The sequence below is a fragment of the Oribacterium sp. WCC10 genome (assembly GCF_900113415.1).
GTDB lineage: Bacteria > Bacillota > Clostridia > Lachnospirales > Lachnospiraceae > Oribacterium.
Genome location: NZ_FOPH01000003.1, coordinates 1 through 16,722 on the forward strand (window position 1 = coordinate 1; position 16,722 = coordinate 16,722).

At 39.4% G+C, this 16,722-nt stretch carries 15 protein-coding genes, 2 tRNA genes and 1 rRNA gene; 17 read left to right on the forward strand and 1 reads right to left on the reverse strand.

Annotation, left to right across the window (positions count from 1 at the left end):
* The 14 genes from BM294_RS02700 to BM294_RS02765 all read left to right on the forward strand — a co-directional run.
* Window positions 1–112 (forward strand): 23S ribosomal RNA (locus tag BM294_RS02700); the annotation flags it as partial.
* Between the two features lie 164 nt (window positions 113–276).
* Window positions 277–349: transfer RNA gene (locus BM294_RS02705), tRNA-Asn, on the forward strand.
* 4 nt (window positions 350–353) lie between these two features.
* Window positions 354–426: transfer RNA gene (locus BM294_RS02710), tRNA-Thr, on the forward strand.
* 288 nt (window positions 427–714) lie between these two features.
* On the forward strand, window positions 715–1,269 hold the full coding sequence (locus BM294_RS02715) for an ECF transporter S component (RefSeq protein ID WP_091204722.1): 555 nt from the start codon (window positions 715–717) through the stop codon (window positions 1,267–1,269).
* Between the two features lie 665 nt (window positions 1,270–1,934).
* Window positions 1,935–2,681 carry a hypothetical protein gene (locus tag BM294_RS02720; protein ID WP_139225839.1) on the forward strand — a complete coding sequence of 249 codons (747 nt, stop codon included), beginning with the start codon at window positions 1,935–1,937 and terminating at the stop codon, window positions 2,679–2,681.
* Window positions 2,682–3,206: 525 nt separating this feature from the next.
* Window positions 3,207–4,334, forward strand: coding sequence for an aldo/keto reductase (locus BM294_RS02725; RefSeq protein ID WP_207648042.1), 1,128 nt, complete (start codon window positions 3,207–3,209; stop codon window positions 4,332–4,334).
* A gap of 652 nt (window positions 4,335–4,986) precedes the next feature.
* Window positions 4,987–5,580, forward strand: a complete 594-nt coding sequence (locus tag BM294_RS02730) for a GNAT family N-acetyltransferase (RefSeq protein WP_175494453.1) — start codon at window positions 4,987–4,989, stop codon at window positions 5,578–5,580.
* A gap of 182 nt (window positions 5,581–5,762) precedes the next feature.
* Window positions 5,763–7,475: a biotin/lipoyl-containing protein gene (locus tag BM294_RS02735; RefSeq protein ID WP_091204728.1), complete on the forward strand. Its 1,713-nt coding sequence runs from the start codon at window positions 5,763–5,765 to the stop codon at window positions 7,473–7,475.
* A 147-nt stretch (window positions 7,476–7,622) separates the two neighbouring features.
* Complete coding sequence (locus BM294_RS02740) at window positions 7,623–8,333, forward strand: ABC transporter ATP-binding protein (protein ID WP_334292724.1); 711 nt, start codon at window positions 7,623–7,625, stop codon at window positions 8,331–8,333.
* A gap of 53 nt (window positions 8,334–8,386) precedes the next feature.
* Window positions 8,387–9,637, forward strand: a complete 1,251-nt coding sequence (locus tag BM294_RS02745; protein WP_091204730.1) for an ABC transporter permease — start codon at window positions 8,387–8,389, stop codon at window positions 9,635–9,637.
* 95 nt (window positions 9,638–9,732) lie between these two features.
* A complete protein-coding gene (locus BM294_RS02750; RefSeq protein ID WP_091204732.1) occupies window positions 9,733–10,440 on the forward strand; it encodes a response regulator transcription factor in 708 nt (235 codons plus the stop codon).
* Entirely contained in the window at window positions 10,440–11,837 is a 1,398-nt protein-coding gene (locus BM294_RS02755) for a HAMP domain-containing sensor histidine kinase (protein WP_091204734.1), read from the forward strand. Before BM294_RS02750 ends, BM294_RS02755 begins: the two co-directional genes overlap by 1 nt.
* 37 nt (window positions 11,838–11,874) lie before the next feature.
* Window positions 11,875–12,672 (forward strand): hypothetical protein, encoded by a 798-nt coding sequence (locus tag BM294_RS02760; RefSeq protein WP_175494455.1) that lies wholly within the window; start codon window positions 11,875–11,877, stop codon window positions 12,670–12,672.
* Window positions 12,673–12,918: 246 nt separating this feature from the next.
* On the forward strand, window positions 12,919–13,851 hold the full coding sequence (locus BM294_RS02765; RefSeq protein ID WP_091204737.1) for a PfkB family carbohydrate kinase: 933 nt from the start codon (window positions 12,919–12,921) through the stop codon (window positions 13,849–13,851).
* A gap of 234 nt (window positions 13,852–14,085) precedes the next feature.
* Here the strand turns inward: BM294_RS02765 and BM294_RS02770 are convergent, their stop codons facing one another.
* Entirely contained in the window at window positions 14,086–14,256 is a 171-nt protein-coding gene (locus BM294_RS02770; RefSeq protein ID WP_091204739.1) for a DUF362 domain-containing protein, read from the reverse strand.
* Window positions 14,257–14,540: 284 nt separating this feature from the next.
* On the opposite strand from BM294_RS02770, the gene BM294_RS02775 reads away from it, so the two are divergent.
* The 3 genes from BM294_RS02775 (at window position 14,541) to BM294_RS02785 (ending at window position 16,269) form a co-directional block, all read left to right on the forward strand.
* Window positions 14,541–15,359, forward strand: a complete 819-nt coding sequence (locus BM294_RS02775; RefSeq protein WP_091204740.1) for a class B sortase — start codon at window positions 14,541–14,543, stop codon at window positions 15,357–15,359.
* Window positions 15,360–15,562: 203 nt separating this feature from the next.
* On the forward strand, window positions 15,563–15,760 hold the full coding sequence (locus BM294_RS02780) for a hypothetical protein (RefSeq protein WP_091204742.1): 198 nt from the start codon (window positions 15,563–15,565) through the stop codon (window positions 15,758–15,760).
* Window positions 15,761–15,810: 50 nt separating this feature from the next.
* Window positions 15,811–16,269 carry a hypothetical protein gene (locus tag BM294_RS02785; RefSeq protein ID WP_091204743.1) on the forward strand — a complete coding sequence of 153 codons (459 nt, stop codon included), beginning with the start codon at window positions 15,811–15,813 and terminating at the stop codon, window positions 16,267–16,269.
* Window positions 16,270–16,722 lie beyond the last annotated feature (453 nt).

Below are 16,722 nucleotides of genomic sequence, written 5' to 3' on the forward strand. Positions count from 1 at the left end.
TATCCCATCGCAAGAGTAAGACCCCTTGAAGACTACGAGGTAGATAGGGCTAAGCTGTAAGTGCTGTAAAGCATTCAGGTGATAGTTACTAATAGGTCGAGGGTTTGACCAATGTGGTTTGGTTGCTGGATAACAGATGGATTACTGAGAATAAGTTATTTGCATTCGGTACGCAGTTTTCAAGGCACGATACTTCTTTTGATCTTCGATTAAAAGAGTCGCACGGCTTTGGGCAGTTAAAGGGAGTCGGAAAGATTCCTACAAATTAAAACATATTCCTTCATAGCTCAGTCGGTAGAGCACGCGGCTGTTAACCGCGGTGTCGTTGGTTCGAGTCCAACTGGAGGAGTTGTGCCGGTATAGCTCAGTTGGTAGAGCAACTGATTTGTAATCAGTAGGTCTTCGGTTCGAGTCCGAATCCCGGCTTCGAAAGCTTTGAGAGAAATCTCAAGGCTTTTTATTTTTTTTGTATAGCTTCTTTATGAAAGTCTGGCGAGACAAAGAAATTATAAAGTATGTTTGATAAATAGTAACTTTTACTGTGTCATTTATTTAGAAGGTACTTCATAAAAGTAGAGGTTTACCATTATGGATTTGAGAGAATATAATAATGAGAGGGGAGTTTTTTATCATCATATCACAATATCATTATTTCATAATATAATGGGGGGTTAATTGTGATCATAATTTGGGTAGTCAGAAGGGGAATTAATCATGAAGAAAATTGACGTACAGAAACTTACACTTTCAGCATTGTTCATTGCTATAGGCCTGGTATTACCTTTTGTCACAATGCAGATACAGACCATAGGGCAGTTACTTTCACCGATGCATCTACCTGTTATTCTATGTGGTTTGGTATGCGGTCCGATTTATGGAGCTATTGTGGGACTTATAGTACCATTACTTCGTTCATTTATTTTCGGTATGCCAAAACTTTTTCCGGGAGCTATTGCTATGGCATTTGAGCTGGCAACGTATGGATTTGTGACTGGGTACTTATATGAAAAATCAAAGTGGAAGTGTGTGCTGGCGGTTTATAAAGCTATGATTCCGGCTATGATTGCAGGCAGAATAGTGGGTGGTATCGTTCAGGCTTTGTTACTTGGTGGTCAGTATTCATTTTCTGTTTTTGTAACTTCGTACTTTGTAAAAACAGTTCCCGGTATAGTTCTGCAGCTCGTATTGATCCCAATAATCATGCTGGCGCTTGGAAAGGCACATATGATTCCGTTCCATGAAAATGCAAAGGCACAGATTATAAAGTAAACCTTAAAAGCATAAAATAAAAATTAATTCTATATTTGATCAATTGACGAAAAATATTTCGGATGTTAGTATAATTGTACAAGAAGATTTGAGATACACGAGCAAATTTAATATTTACAATCCGGAACTGAGATCCGGTGGTTATGTATTAATCCATAGTATCGTATCTTCTTTGTACATAAAATATAGAATGTGAGGTTATTTATGAGAAGACCACACGAAAGGTAAACCCCTAGTATCAAAATGGCTTAGATACTAGGGGTTTTACTTGTGTCTCAAGTATTACCTCATGCTTTTTTATCTCCATGGGGGCGTGGTGGGGGCAATAGCTTTCGTGGTGGCAATGGGGGCACCTTGTCTGATTAAGGCTTCAGTATCTTATAAGGATGATACTGAAGCCTTTTGCTTTATATATTTTATATTACTTCACGATATATAAGGTGACACAATTATATTTAAAAAAAACTTTTCAGATTAGAGCTTTCTAAAATGACTCCGGGATTGTGGTGCGGATTTTCATAGAGATTTATTGGTATATATAATCTGACCGGTGAAAAGCTGTAATCAGAGTTTGCTTAGACATCTAAATCATAGTATTACAGAAGGATTACTAATATATTATGAGGTTTTTGACTTTTCAACCGTATGATTGGCGTGAGAAATACATGGAACGCGGAATAAATGAATATCTGGGATTCGATGCAGTATATTGTGTAAATGCAGATTTTATTGACACGGCATTTATAAATACATGTCTTATAACTCCAACAATTCCAGAAAATGCAATATATTTTGAAACTGATGAGTTTTACCTGATTGACAAGGTGGAGCAGGAAAAATCTACTATCACAAAATCGGACAAGTGTGTGGGCGTGGCCTCGTCGGATAGTTTTAAAGAGATTGCTGACGAATTTGACATGAGTCTTGCAGAATATATTGATAATTATTATCCATATAAATTTGAGTATCTTGTTGATAAAAAAAAGATAAAAGAGATATTAGTTATAGATGTATGTAAAAGAGTTCTCGAGAGTCTGGATGATTCGGGAATTAATGAAATAGAAAATGTTAATGCAAGAATAGTGAATTATCAACAAAGATTTTGGGATTTTAAGAATATAAAGCCGGAAAATTTCAAAAATATGTCGGATTCACTGTTGCTAAGAAGTGTTACAGCGTACAAGTATCTTGAGTTTTATCGAAATGGAAATGACTTGTTTTTTAAAGACTACATGGCTAATTTTAAAATAAGAAAGAGAGATATGGGGATTTCTGACAGGTTTATCAAAAAAAACATTGAGAAATATAATGAGCATTTAAAGAATTATATTACGTCGCCAAGTGAAAAGAGCCTGGAATTGTTTTGTAGATTTGTACATAATATAATTTACAAAAATGATATTATGATGTAAGGGTCAAAAGTACCAAATCACGTGCTTGCACGTTGATTTGAGACTTTATGACCCGCCCGAACACGAATAACGTAGTCGTTTTGCACAGCAAAAGGACGTGAGTTATGAGTGTTCAGCAGCACAACTGCCTTCGATTTTTAATCGAAGGAGCCACGCGGCTTTGAGCGCTTCAAAGGAATCTGTAAGGATTCCTGCTCATATCTTTCGGGTATCGTTCTCGGAGATAATCCCTTTGCACACGAATGTGTGCGTTGGCGCTAATCAGTGAGTGGCAATACTTTTGACACTCACGTCTTATTAAGAAATAGCTGTAGTGGACTTTCTCTAAGTAAACACCGATTATATCCGTGTTTACTTAGAGCCTCAGACGTCTGGATCAGGATTTTCAAAGGAAGTTGATTCTTCGCATCGAAAATCCTGACAGGGAAACGGTTTAATTAATGTTTCCCTGAATCTTTTATGTCAGATGGATTCGGCTGTAACGCTAATGATATAGTGGTTGGAAGGAAGGTCAGGAAGATAATTATGGATAGAGTGTTTCCGGAGATGAAAAAGCAACTGGGTTTTGGTATGATGCGTCTTCCTATGAAGGGAGACGTTGTTGATATAGAACAAGTTAAAAGGATGGTTGATTTGTTTCTCGAAAACGGGTTCAATTACTTTGACACTGCTCATGGATACATTAATGGCCTTTCAGAGTTGGCAGTGCGGGAGTGTCTGGTCAAAAGGCATAACAGAGATGAGTTTCTGCTGACAGATAAGCTTACGGGGCAATATTTTAAATCCAAGGCTGATATACGCCCGTTTTTTCAGAGTCAGCTTAAGGCATGCGGTGTTGAATATTTTGATTTTTATCTGATGCATTCTCAAAATGCGACGAACTTTAAACATTTTAAGGCATGCCATGCTTATGAAACTGCATTTGAACTGAAGAAAGAAGGTAAAGTGCGTCATGTAGGCATTTCCTTCCATGACAGAGCTCAGGTGCTTGATCAGATTCTGACAGAGTATCCTGATATAGAAGTGGTTCAGATTCAGTTCAATTATCTTGACTATGATGATGAATCCGTGGAATCTAAAAAGGTTTATGATGTGGTCCGTAAGCATGGGAAGCCGCTGCTTGTTATGGAACCTGTTAAGGGCGGCAGTCTTGTGAATCTGCCTGAGAAGGCTGATAACGTTTTGCGCGAGCTTGATGGTGGCTCCAATGCTAGCTATGCCATCAGATTTGCAGCGAGCTTTGAGGGTATGGAGATGGTGTTGTCCGGTATGAGCAACATGGAGCAGATTGAGGATAACATCAGTTACATGAAGGATTTCAAGCCTTTATCGGATGTGGAGTTTGAGTCACTGTGGAAGGTGAGGGATATTTTCAAAAGTTTGAATTCCATTCCGTGTACAGGATGCAGATATTGTGTTGAGGAGAATCATTGTCCGAAGCATATTCTAATTCCTGATATGTTTACATGCATGAACAAAAAAATGATTTTCCACAGCTGGAATCAGGATTATTATTATGAAGATGTTTTGACTGTAGGAAACGGTAAAGCAAGTGATTGTATAAACTGCGGTGGTTGCGAGAGAGTTTGTCCACAGCATTTACCTATAAGAAAGCTGCTGAAGGATGTAGCTGAAGAATTCGAAAAAGATTAGCCGGAATGTATAATGACATATGTGTCATAAGTCTATCACACTAGTACAGCATAAATTAAGTATCTGATACATCATATTTGTAATGATGGCTGTGCATTTAAGTGTTTGAACAATGAATTACGTGTCAGGTACTTATTATCTGATGTACTAGTACAGCATAAATTAAGTTTCTGATACATCCTTGCTGTAATGTCAGGCTAGTATTTCTGCTATAAAGTAGTGCTTAATGTGTCAGATACTTATTATTCGATATACTAGTACAGCGTTTATTATATTCCTGGAACATAAAAAACCATAGAAGACGCTTTGATACTTCATTTGAGCAGTGTGCTATGTGCCGGTTACTTATTATTCGATATACTATTGTTCACACAAGTGTGGGTTATGGACTTAATGACCCGCCTGAACACGAATAACGTAGTCGTTTTGCACAGCAAAAGAATTCAAGTTTGAGTGTTCAGCAGCACAACTGCCTTCGATTTTTAATCGAAGGAGCCACGCGGCTTTGAGCGCTTCAAAGGAATCTGTAAGGATTCCTGCTCTATGCACACGGATGTGTGCGTTGGTGCTAATCAGTGAGTGGCAAATACTTTTGACGCTAACGTCATAATATGAAGATGCCATACCGTAATTTGGACAGGAGATTTTGACTATGAAAAACGACATAATTGTGAGAAAGGCCTCAATTGAAGATGCGGCTGAGCTTCTTGATATTTATGCGCCATATGTGGAGAAAACGGCGATAACTTTTGAATATACTGTTCCGGAACTGTCGGAGTTTGAGAGAAGGATAGGGAAGGTACTTGAAAGATATCCATACATCGTTGCTGAACAGGATGGTAAACCGGTGGGATATGCATATGTAAGTCCTTTTCATGAGCGTGCAGCGTATGACTGGTGTGTGGAGACGTCTATTTATATAGAAGAAAGTCAGAAAAGGTCAGGTATCGGAAAGAGATTGTACTATGCCCTTGAGGATATTCTGAAAAAACAGGGAATACTGAATCTTAATGCATGTATAGCTTATCCAGATATGGAGGATGAGCATCTCACCAGGAATAGTGTAATGTTTCATGAACATCTGGGATACAGTATGGTTGGTGAATTTCATAAATGCGGATATAAGTTTAAACGATGGTATAATATGGTATGGATGGAGAAACCTATCGGAGAGCATTTGGAAGAGCAGCCACCGGTTCGTCGTTTTGATGAAGTGCTGGATGAGATAGATTTTGAAAAATACTGAGGAAATGCAAAAATAAGTAAATACTGATTAACTCAGTGGCTGCACAAAAGCAGCGACAGACTTCATGATACGACTAAGGTAACAGCATTTCCCTAAAGAAATCTTTAGATTACTTTAGGCGTCAATAAAGGTTAAGCCTCTATGATGTGAACATCGAAAATGTTCAGTCATGGAGGCTTTTGATGTTAAATAAAATGAAATCCAAACCGGATGATATTAATCTCAGGGATTCAATATCCGGTAGTAAAAACAATATAGGCAATAATCTGAAAAAAACAGGTGTTAAGGCATCAAAGGGATTTAAAGTAACGGGAAAAGTAAAAGTCATTGCGGCATTATGTTTTATGGCAGTAGTATCCGGTGGACTTTTTGTAAGGCATAGCATCAGTGCGAGAGCGGCGGAACAGGTAAATATCATGGATGACACCATACCGGTTCAGCGAATTGATCTAAGCAAAAGCATTACTCTGAACGGAACTATCATGAGTGCGGAGAGTAAGAGCATTTCATCTACTGTAAGTGATGCTGAAGTTAAGTCTGTGATGGTCAAAGTCGGAGACAGGGTGAAAAAGGGAGATACCATTGCGATACTCAGCACTGACAACCTCGAAAAGCAGTTGGAGCTTGCAAAGGCGCAGCTCAATAATACTGTAGAAAAGAACAGAAATGATATAGATGAAGCAGGAAGAAATCTAGAAAATGCAAAAATGACAATGTCAAATCAGGTGGCGCAGGCAACCCTGGACATTAATACAACTACTGAAAAACTTCATCAGAGTGAGACTGATGTTCTCAACGCACAGCAGGATATTCAGAAGTACCTTCTGGAAGAAAATCAGCTTCAGACTGAGATCGACAGCTGTCAGGATATATATGATTCTGAACAGGCGGTTCTCAGAAACAAGCAGCGTAAGCTTACAAGGCTTCAAAGCGGTGAGGATGACGGTGATGATGATCACGGGGACAGCAGTACAACAAAGCTTCAGCTTGATATAGATCAGATCACCAATTCACAGAGTGACAGACAATCTCATATAAGTGAGCTCAAGACAAAGTTGTCCGAGGCACAGTCCAAAAGGAAGGAAGCTGAGACTAAGCTGCAGAGTGCAAAGGATAACATTGACAGCTACAATCAGACTCTTCAGAAATCACAGATGACACTGGCTGAAACCAATACAAGTAATCAGAAATCCATTCAGGACAGCGAGTCCGGAATCGCCATGGCTAAGATGAATGCCGAATACAGTGAAAAGAATGCTCAGAACGATGTGGAGAAGGTGCAGAAGCAGATCAATGAGGCAGTGATAACGGCGCCTATAGATGGTGTTGTGACCAATCTGAATGTTTCTGTCGGAGACATTTATAAGGGCGATGTTATCGCGGTTATACAGGATACATCAGGGTTTAAGGCGAGTGCTGAGGCCGATCAATATGATATCAGTGATATTGCGGCTGATATGAAGGCAACTGTCACCACAAAGACTACGGGAGACACTGAGATGAACGGAGAGGTAACATTTGTTTCACCGATTCCGGGTGTGACAAGTACAGGTAAGGATTCGAGTACTACCAATGCAAAGTCATCGAGCAGTAACTATCCTATAGAAGTCACTCTTCAGGATCCAAGTGACAGGCTTCGTATCGGAATGTCTGCCAAGATAAAGATTCTGGAAAAAGAGGTGAAGGATGTACTGGCTGTTCCAGGCACCTACATTGATACCGATGAGGAGGGAAACAGCATAGTCTACGTGATGGAAGATGACGGAAGCAGAAAGGCTGTGAAGGTAGAGACGGGACTAAAGACTGATTACTATATAGAGGTTAAATCCGATGAACTAAAGGAGGGGGATAATGTTGTTTCCTCTTCAACAGAGACTGAGATCAGTGTTCAATAATATGATACTCACATCGTAATATCAGCGGTTACCATTTGTTTAAAATACAACAAGTTATGTACCCGCAGCGAAAATTGGTTTTACTTTAGTTCTTGATACCAGATATCTGATATGACAACAGGAGGAAGAAAATTGGCTGAAACAATAATGCGGGCCAGGAACATTAGAAAAAGCTTTAATATAGGAACGGAAAACGAACTCGAGATTCTGCATGGAATCGATCTCGACATACATAAAGGAGAATTTGTTTCCATAGTAGGCACAAGTGGTTCAGGAAAATCGACATTTATGAATATACTGGGGCTTTTGGACAGACCTACAAGCGGTGATTATGAGCTTAATGGCATCGATGTTAGCAGTGCGGCGGACAATGAGCTCAGTCACATCAGAAATAAGGAAATCGGATTTGTTTTTCAGACTTACAATCTGATTCCCAGAACCAGTGCATTGAAAAATGTTGAACTTCCGATGCTGTATGCAAGGGTACCGGAAAGAGAACGTAGGGAAAGAGCGGAAATGCTTCTTGAACTAGTGGGAATGAAGGAGAGGATGCATCACACTCCAGATGAACTATCGGGAGGACAGAAACAGCGAGTTGCAATTGCAAGGTCACTTGTCAATCATCCGTCAATGATACTTGCGGATGAGCCTACAGGAGCGCTTGATTCTAATACGGGACGTATCGTTATGGATCTGTTTCACAGGCTGCATGAGGAAAACGGGATCACAATCGTTCTCATTACCCACTCTAATGAGCTGGCGGAAGAGACTGAAAGAGTCATCACTTTGAGAGACGGTAATATCATCGGAGAGACTGTCGGAAAATTCTCTAAAAATCATGATCTAAGGAAACATTGATTTAATCATAGTTTCCATAGTTATATGTGTGATAGAAAGTGTTATATAGATTTATGCTGATTGAAAACATTAAGCTGTGCCTCACCGGGCTTATGGCTAACAAGATAAGAACATTTCTCACGATGCTGGGAATCATCATCGGAATCGCGGCAATGATCGCCATTATGACGGTAAGTGATGCGATGAACAAATCGGTAATGTCTTCTATGGGAAGCATGGGCGCGGATAAAATAGAGGTTTTTCTGACTCAGAAGTCATACGATGATTCGACAAGTCGTGAGATGAAAAACAGTGATTATTTCAATGACAGAATGTTTGAAGAACTTAGTAATAAATTTGAAGGACGAATAACAGGAATTGCTCTTTCAAAAAGTATTGGTTCATCCCGGGTTGAAAATGGAAAGCTGTATGCCAATGTAGATATCAGGGGACTCAATCCTATGGCTCTTGCCGGTGAAAATCTGACGATACTCAGCGGACGCAGCATCACTGAAAAGGATGAGGAGGCTTCTGCGAAGGTTGCTCTTGTTTCGGATAAGTATGTTCAGAAGATATTTCAGGATGATAATGCTTCGGCCCTGGGCAAAGAGATAGAAGTGTTGGTAGATAACAAGTATTATACATATACCATAGTGGGAGTATATCAGTATGTTGACAGTGGTATGACAGCAGGATTTTCCCAGGAAGATATATCGACGATAGTTTATATTCCGTTTTCTGTTGCTCAGATGCAGGTGGAGAACGGTGATCTGTATGACGAGTTTTCAGTGAAAGCTTCAAACGGAACTGATCCGGCTTCGCTTTCTATGGAAATTCAGGATTACATAAATACTACATTTTATCAGGATAATGATGCCTACGAGAGCTATTCATACAGCATGAAGGAACAGTTGAAGCAGATGAATGCGATGCTTAATACTCAGAAGAATGCATTTATGGCCATAGGTGCTATAGCGCTTCTGGTAGGTGGAATCGGTGTCATGAATATCATGATAGTTTCTATCACGGAGAGAACAAGAGAGATCGGAACCAGAAAGGCACTGGGAGCGACGAATAATGATATAAGGATTCAGTTTATCATTGAAGCCATGATGATCTGTCTGCTTGGTGGAATGATAGGCATCATAGTCGGACTTTCCTTTGGAATACTGGCTACGAAGGTGATGGGTTTCCAGGGCTCTGCATCTGTAGGTGGTATAGTGGTTTGCGTTCTGTTCTCCATGGCATTTGGGCTGTTCTTCGGCTATTATCCGGCAAACAAGGCGGCAAAGATGAATCCTATAGAAGCATTGAGATATGAATGATGTGTCAGATATAATGAAGTAGAGGTATGGGGGATTGAGCATCATCAGAGAGTGGCAAAAATCAAAGCTATCGGGATACAAACGGAGATGAATATATGAAAGATCAAAGATACAGAGTACTTGTGGCAGAGGATGACAGAGACATCATAGACCTGCTTTCGCTTTATCTGGAAAATGCAGGGTTTGAGGTGCTTACAGCGGAGAATGGGCTCCTGGCCTGGGAATGTCTCGAAAAAGAACAGGATATAGATCTTGTGCTGATGGATATCATGATGCCGGAGATGACCGGCTATCAACTGCTGCGAAAGATGAGGGAACACCACAACACACCGGTCATAATCATTTCAGCCAAAACAGAGGACAGCGACAAGATTCTTGGGCTTGATCTGGGGGCGGATGACTATGTTGCTAAACCATTCAATCCCCTGGAGGTAGTAGCCAGAGTCAAATCGAACATACGAAGATTCTACAACCTGAATGACAGTTCTTCCGATAATGAAGGTCAAATCAGAGTAGGCGAACTTATCCTTGATGTAAATAACATGACTCTCAAAAAGGGCGATGAAGACATTGCTCTGACTCCAATGGAGTATAAGATACTGCATCTCCTGATGCAGAATCCGGGTAAGGTTTTCACCAAGATTCAGATATATCAGCATGCCAGCGGTGACTATGTGGAAAATGATGAGAATACAGTTATGGTTCACATTTCAAACATCAGGGAAAAGATAGAATCTGATCCTAAGATGCCTGTATATCTGAAAACAATTAGAGGACTCGGATATAAGTTCGAGAAGAAATAATGAAAGCATTCACATTTAAAAATACAACGGGAAGTCTCTATTTTCTCATCATGCGTGGATTCCTGGGATTTATTATAGGAACGGTTATACTCATTGCCGTACTTTATTCCGGAAACTATGTCATGACAAAGAGTCTGGAAAATAAATATTTTTCAGATAATAACAATGACTACTTTGCTTATGATGAGCAGGTGGCTTCGGAAAACGGAAAAGAGAATACTCTGATTCAGGAATATGAATACACATACAATGAAAATGAGAAAGAACTTGAGATGAACCTCAAGTATCTCGTGATTCTTGATGATGAGGGAAATGTCATTTACAGAAACAGACCTATGAATCTGAATATATTAAAGCAGCATATCGAAGAATCACAGGATTCGGCAGACTACTTATCAAAGCTGAAGATTTATAACAAGGAAAAGGCAGGAATAGATGCATCGACAGCTGCATTACTGGTGGCAGGGGAATTTGCACTGATGCTGTTCTTTGTTTTCAAAATGAACAAGAGTGTTCTGAGACCTCTGAATCTGTTGAAAAGTGCGTTGGAGAGATTCGACAGGAATGAGGTTGAACTTGAACCAATTGAATATACAGGACCGAATGAACTACAGGAAATCTGTGAATCATATAATGACATGGCTCACGAGCTTAAAAAGAGCAATGAGGAGAGGAAGAGACTGGAGGAAGGCCGTGAACGTATGCTTGCAGGCATTTCTCATGATATAAAGACTCCGGTGACTGTTATCCAGGGCTATGCCAATGCCATTCTTGACGGTACAATTCCGCCTCAAAATGAAATGACCTACATAGAGACAATATATAAGAAGTCACTCGTTCTTTCCGAACTTATCAATACTTTTCATGAGTACAGCAGACTTGAGCATCCTGACTTTGTACTTAGAAAGAAACGGGGAGATATCGGTGAGTACCTGAGGGAGTATATTGCAAACCGTTACGATGAGCTGGCCATAGCGGGTTTTGATCTTGAGGTAAGCATTCCTGATGATGCTATATATGCGGAATTTGATCATACAGAGTTAAAGAGAGTGTTTGAGAATCTCATCAATAATACATTAAGACATAACCCCAAGGGTACCACTATATATGTAAGTCTTGAGAGAGAACAAGGCCTTCTGGTGGGAGCATCGGAGGTAAAACCGATGATCAGGATACTTTTTGGTGATGATGGAATCGGCATTTCGGAAGATATCAGGAAGACAATATTTGATCCCTTTGTCACAGGTGATGAATCAAGAAAATCCGGAAAGGGATCAGGACTCGGACTTGCAATTTCGAAAAAGATAGTCGAGGCTCATGGTGGTTATATTCATCTTAGATCTAAGGAGAATACTGATCACAGTACGGAGTACGAGATACTTCTTCCCGGTAAATAAAAAACATTCGGTATGAAATTCTGGAGGAGAGATGATTATGAGATATATGGATGAATCAAAAAAGAATCTGAGACGTCATGTAGCAGTATTTGCCATGGCTGTTATAATCGGAACAGGAATGGTATCGCAGATTTCTGTATTTCCTGTCTATGCAGCTTCCACTGATGAGAAGGATTATGCATTTTCATCACTGCAGTGGGATACCGGCGATGATCTCATGATGGCTTACTGGGACAGATCAGAGGATGATCAGCATTATAAACTTCAGCTTTACAGAGATTCTGTTGCGGTGGAGAATAAAGTCGGGCCTTCTGTTACGGTAACTAACAAGGATTATTATGATTTTACAAAGCTGTGTATAGAGAATGGTATAGGAAACTATATCTTTACTGTTACAGGCCTTAAGGAAAATGAAACTCAGGCTTCCGAAACAGTAAATATCGACTGGGCTATGTTCCACAAAATCGAGGATAAGTATATAGAGGAGCATCCGAAGACCATATTCGGAACCTACAGTTATGACAGGATGAAGTTTATGAAGCTGAATGATCCGGCGGCGACTGCTACAGGTAAGCAGTTTGCAAATCAGATTTCAAATCCCGGACAGGCTGTAAATCAGAGTAATGCAGCAGTAAAGCAGACTGATGGATGGCTTAAGCTTAAGGATGCCGACTGGTATCATTTCACAGGCGGCGTCATGGATACAGGCTGGTACACGGATAATGCAACGGGATATAAGTATTATTTCAATCCGGACGGAACGATGCATACCGGATATTTATATCAGGGGGGACAGATATACTTTTTTGACCAATCGGGTAAGCTTTGCAATTAATCAGCAGCACAACTGCCTTCGATTTTTAACCTAAGGAGACACGCGGCTTTGATCGCTTCAAAGGAATCTGTAAGGATTCCTGTTCTATGCACACGAGTGTGCGCTGGCGCTAAATCGGTGAGTAGCAAATGTTTTTGACACTCACGTCTTAATATTTATTAAAGTACAATACAAAACTTGTGTCATCTCCTTTATAGATGTATAATGCAAAAACATTTTCTTATAAAGAGTTTAAAGAGGAGATCTATGACAAACGGAATAGTAGTAATTGGAGCAACATTTGTAGACATTAAGGGATATCCTTTGGAAGTATATGTTCCTAACGGAAGAAATGCCGGAACCGTAGTTGAGGTTCATGGTGGTGTTTGCCGCAATGTGGCAGAGGATATCGCCAATGTTGAGCTGAAACCTACATTTGTAAGTATAGTTGATAACAGCGGTACAAGTACTGATGTTATCAATAAGCTTAATCGTCACAAGATAAACACTCAGTATATTCGAAGGGTTGATGGCGGACTGGGAACATGGCTTGCTGTATTCTCCAATGAAGGTGATGTTATAGCCTCTATCTCAAGAAGACCTGACCTCACTGAGGTTTCTACGATTCTAAGGGAACAGGGAGATGAGATCATCAGCAATGCAGACAGTGTTGTTGTAGAGATAGATATGGATTCTGCTATACTTAAGCAGATCTTTGAGCTTGCGGATAAGTATAAGAAGCAGGTTTTTGCAGTTGTTTCCAATATGTCCATTGCTATGCAGAGACGGGATCTTCTCAAGAGAACAGGTGTTATAGTATGTAACGATCAGGAAGCAGGTATGCTGTTCTCGGATGACTATTGTGATAAGACACCTGAAGAACTTGTAACGATACTTGACAGACAGGTTAAGTCAGCGCAGTATCCTCGTATGGTAGTTACCATGGGTTCCAAGGGTGCGGTATATGCTTCAATGGACGGTGAGCCGGGATTCTGCCCGAGTATCCCTGTGGGTGTTATCGATACTACAGGAGCCGGAGATGCATTCTTCTCGGGTGTTGCCATCGGTCTTACATATGGAAAGTCACTTGGAGAGGCTTGCATGATCGGTACACGCCTTGCAAATTCGGTTATTTCTACAACAGATAATGTATGTCCGAGATTTATGCCGAAGGAATTCGGAATAGATGTTCAGAGATGATGTTAAGTAATTCAGTAGACAGAAATGTTTAAAGATTGGGTGAGTGCTCAATAGTGAGAAATTCATCACTTGATATTCACATATAGTACAGAACAGGCAGCAGCCGGAGGGTAAGAAAACCCTTCGGCTGTTTTTAACAGTAATAATGTAATAAGCATCATCATAATATCGGAACAAAAAAAATCGTTGATATCTTTCGATATCAACGATCTATGAAAGTTTTGATTTATAGAATTACTTAGCAGCGATAGCGCCTGTAGGACAAGCCTCTTCACAAGCACCACAATCGATACATGTATCCTCATCAACAACGTACTTTGAATCTCCAGCTGAAATAGCCTCTACTGGACAAACTGAAGCACATGATCCGCAGCTAACGCACTCATCATTGATAAAATGTGACATGGGTGTTCCTCCTTGAAATAATATAAAAATTCAAAACTTAGTGTTCGATGAAGTGTTCAATCTCATCTATACGGATAGTGTAGTATAGTTTTCTCAAAAGTACAATGAAATAATTTTCGAATATTGTATTTTTTTGGAAAATAAATTTAGTTATAACTAACTAATTCATACTGCGGAGATGGGGTATATATTGTATACTTTTAAGAAAAATATTTTCTGTTATACTTGGATATGAATAAGATCCGGAGATAAATACTAAAGACATCAAACTATAGGGGGGCATTGTGAAAGAAAAAAAGAAAATTTCAATCGGAACAGTCATTTTTTATATGATTCCGGTATGTGCGGCTGTGGCTGCTCTGTTTTTCGGAAGGCTGTTTGCAAGAGATTATCTGGAATACAAGGAAGCGGTAGATGAGTACGAGAGGATTGATTCAGATTATATCAAAGATGATACGGGGACATCAGACTATACAGATGATGATTCACAGGATGACCCGGCAAGACTCACATTTTTTCCTGATCTCAATATAGATTTCAAAGGACTCAGGAATGTAAACAGTGATCTGGCCTGTGTTCTCTATATTCCTGTTTTGAAGATACAGTATCCGGTAGTGTATTCAGCGGATAATGAAGAATATCTTCACAGAACCTTTGAGGGTAACTATAACAGTTCGGGCTGTATATTCTACGATTATCAAAGTGAAAAGGATTTCCGGGGACAGCATACATTTATATTCGGACACAATATGAAGAATGGTTCCATGTTTGGAAGACTTAAGAAGTTTGAGTCGGATCCGGACACTGCATCAAAGCATCCGTATTTTTATATTTATACAGATGGAAAAGTAAGAAAGTATGAGATTTTCTCTTTCTATCAGACAACAAGTGAGGGAACAACATATCAAAGTTTCACCGATGATAAAGGATATGATAAATATATTTCCTACTGCCTTGGAAATTCATATTTTAAGGGATACAGGAACAGAATAGACTTTTCTGAAAGACCCGGTATTGTAACTTTGTCAACATGCATAGGACAGGCAGGGGGGAATGAACGTTTTGTTGTGCATGGTGCTTTGATAGCAGAATCTGTCTCTTAAAAAATCCAATAGTAAACAATTTTTAAGTTGAAAAACTAATCAAAATTGTAATACTATTTAATCAAAACCATAATACTTCTGGGTATATCATCATTTATAAGGTTTGTTTAATATGTATCATTTGGGTATTTTTATGGAGAAAATTTTTTCCGGTGGTACTTTTATTCAACCATTAGAGTGGGTTTTTAAAAAGAGGGGTAAAAATGAATAGTGAAACTTTTATTGTTAATGTTAAGTGCCGTGAGAACTCAACATGGCAGGGAAAAGTAACCTGGGCACAGAAATCCAAGACCAAGTATTTTCGTTCCACACTCGAACTCATCAAGATGTTGAACGGGGCACTTGATAATGCAGAAGCTTCGGATGAGCTGCTTGAGGATGAACTACAGGAAAGCCTTTGATATTTGAAATTCGATGACCGGATATTATTACGATTTAGAGAGGGGATTTTATGGAAAGGCTGAACGGTATCAATCTTGTAAGTGTGCTGGTGGATCGCAGCGAGGAGCATGATTTCAGCGGAAGAATCATCAATCAGTATGATGACAAGGAGTTGATCTTTACTTCCAGTATGGGGATGATCAGAGAACTTGAGGAACTGTACAATGAATGGGGGTTTCCTGAGGAGTCTGAGAAAACAAGAAGTTTCACCATGCGTCGTATAAATGCAGAGGATACTGTCAGGGAGAATGAGACAGAGAAGCGACTTGTGAATTTTGCAAGAGATATAGAGTCTCGGGATATCACTTCGGAGAGAGGGGATCTTGCTACATTTCTGATACTTACAGAGATGAGACAACATTCAACCTGGCAGGGTAAGGCGTTACATGCTGAAGCCGATGAAAAAAAGAATTTCCAGAGTGTACTGGAGCTTCTTTTCTTCATTGATGATGTGTTAAACGATAAGTGATCTGTGATGTTGGATTGTATATGAATTAATACATGCAAATAATTACAAAAAAATTACAGATACATTAAAAATATTTATACAAAAAATCAATGAAGATACTTGTTAATTTTTTGTTAATCAAGTATCATATTAAATCATAGGAAACCACAAGGGTTTAGGTAGCCGGGCGCAAAGTCTGGCTCTTTTGTTTTATAAAAATACATATTATTTTAACCACTTAGAGATCAGATTCTTGATCTTTCCGCTTCTGCACCTCGGTCTTATATCGTCCCCACTTGGGTAGCCCTGATTCCTGCCCCGGTTGAATGCTTACAAAATGACTTCAAAAACTCATTTCTCACGAGGCTAGATTATTGAAAATTCTTTCTCTGTATGTCAAAATAAATATAAGTATAGAAATTTCATATAGGGTTGTTTGACTGTTTTTCATTATGTTTTGTTCAGCGAAGCGTA

What these genes read in the sequence shown, in the direction of transcription:
- BM294_RS02740 (WP_334292724.1), top strand. Translation starts at nt 7,623, where the DNA reads ATGCGGGCCAGGAACATTAGAAAAAGCTTTAATATAGGAACGGAAAAC.
- BM294_RS02765 (WP_091204737.1), top strand. Translation starts at nt 12,919, where the DNA reads ATGACAAACGGAATAGTAGTAATTGGAGCAACATTTGTAGACATTAAG.
- BM294_RS02745 (WP_091204730.1), top strand. Translation starts at nt 8,387, where the DNA reads ATGCTGATTGAAAACATTAAGCTGTGCCTCACCGGGCTTATGGCTAAC.
- BM294_RS02770 (WP_091204739.1), bottom strand. Translation starts at nt 14,256, where the DNA reads ATGTCACATTTTATCAATGATGAGTGCGTTAGCTGCGGATCATGTGCT.
- BM294_RS02725 (WP_207648042.1), top strand. Translation starts at nt 3,207, where the DNA reads ATGGATAGAGTGTTTCCGGAGATGAAAAAGCAACTGGGTTTTGGTATG.
- BM294_RS02750 (WP_091204732.1), top strand. Translation starts at nt 9,733, where the DNA reads ATGAAAGATCAAAGATACAGAGTACTTGTGGCAGAGGATGACAGAGAC.
- BM294_RS02785 (WP_091204743.1), top strand. Translation starts at nt 15,811, where the DNA reads ATGGAAAGGCTGAACGGTATCAATCTTGTAAGTGTGCTGGTGGATCGC.
- BM294_RS02720 (WP_139225839.1), top strand. Translation starts at nt 1,935, where the DNA reads ATGGAACGCGGAATAAATGAATATCTGGGATTCGATGCAGTATATTGT.
- BM294_RS02755 (WP_091204734.1), top strand. Translation starts at nt 10,440, where the DNA reads ATGAAAGCATTCACATTTAAAAATACAACGGGAAGTCTCTATTTTCTC.
- BM294_RS02780 (WP_091204742.1), top strand. Translation starts at nt 15,563, where the DNA reads ATGAATAGTGAAACTTTTATTGTTAATGTTAAGTGCCGTGAGAACTCA.
- BM294_RS02715 (WP_091204722.1), top strand. Translation starts at nt 715, where the DNA reads ATGAAGAAAATTGACGTACAGAAACTTACACTTTCAGCATTGTTCATT.
- BM294_RS02735 (WP_091204728.1), top strand. Translation starts at nt 5,763, where the DNA reads ATGTTAAATAAAATGAAATCCAAACCGGATGATATTAATCTCAGGGAT.
- BM294_RS02730 (WP_175494453.1), top strand. Translation starts at nt 4,987, where the DNA reads ATGAAAAACGACATAATTGTGAGAAAGGCCTCAATTGAAGATGCGGCT.
- BM294_RS02760 (WP_175494455.1), top strand. Translation starts at nt 11,875, where the DNA reads ATGAGATATATGGATGAATCAAAAAAGAATCTGAGACGTCATGTAGCA.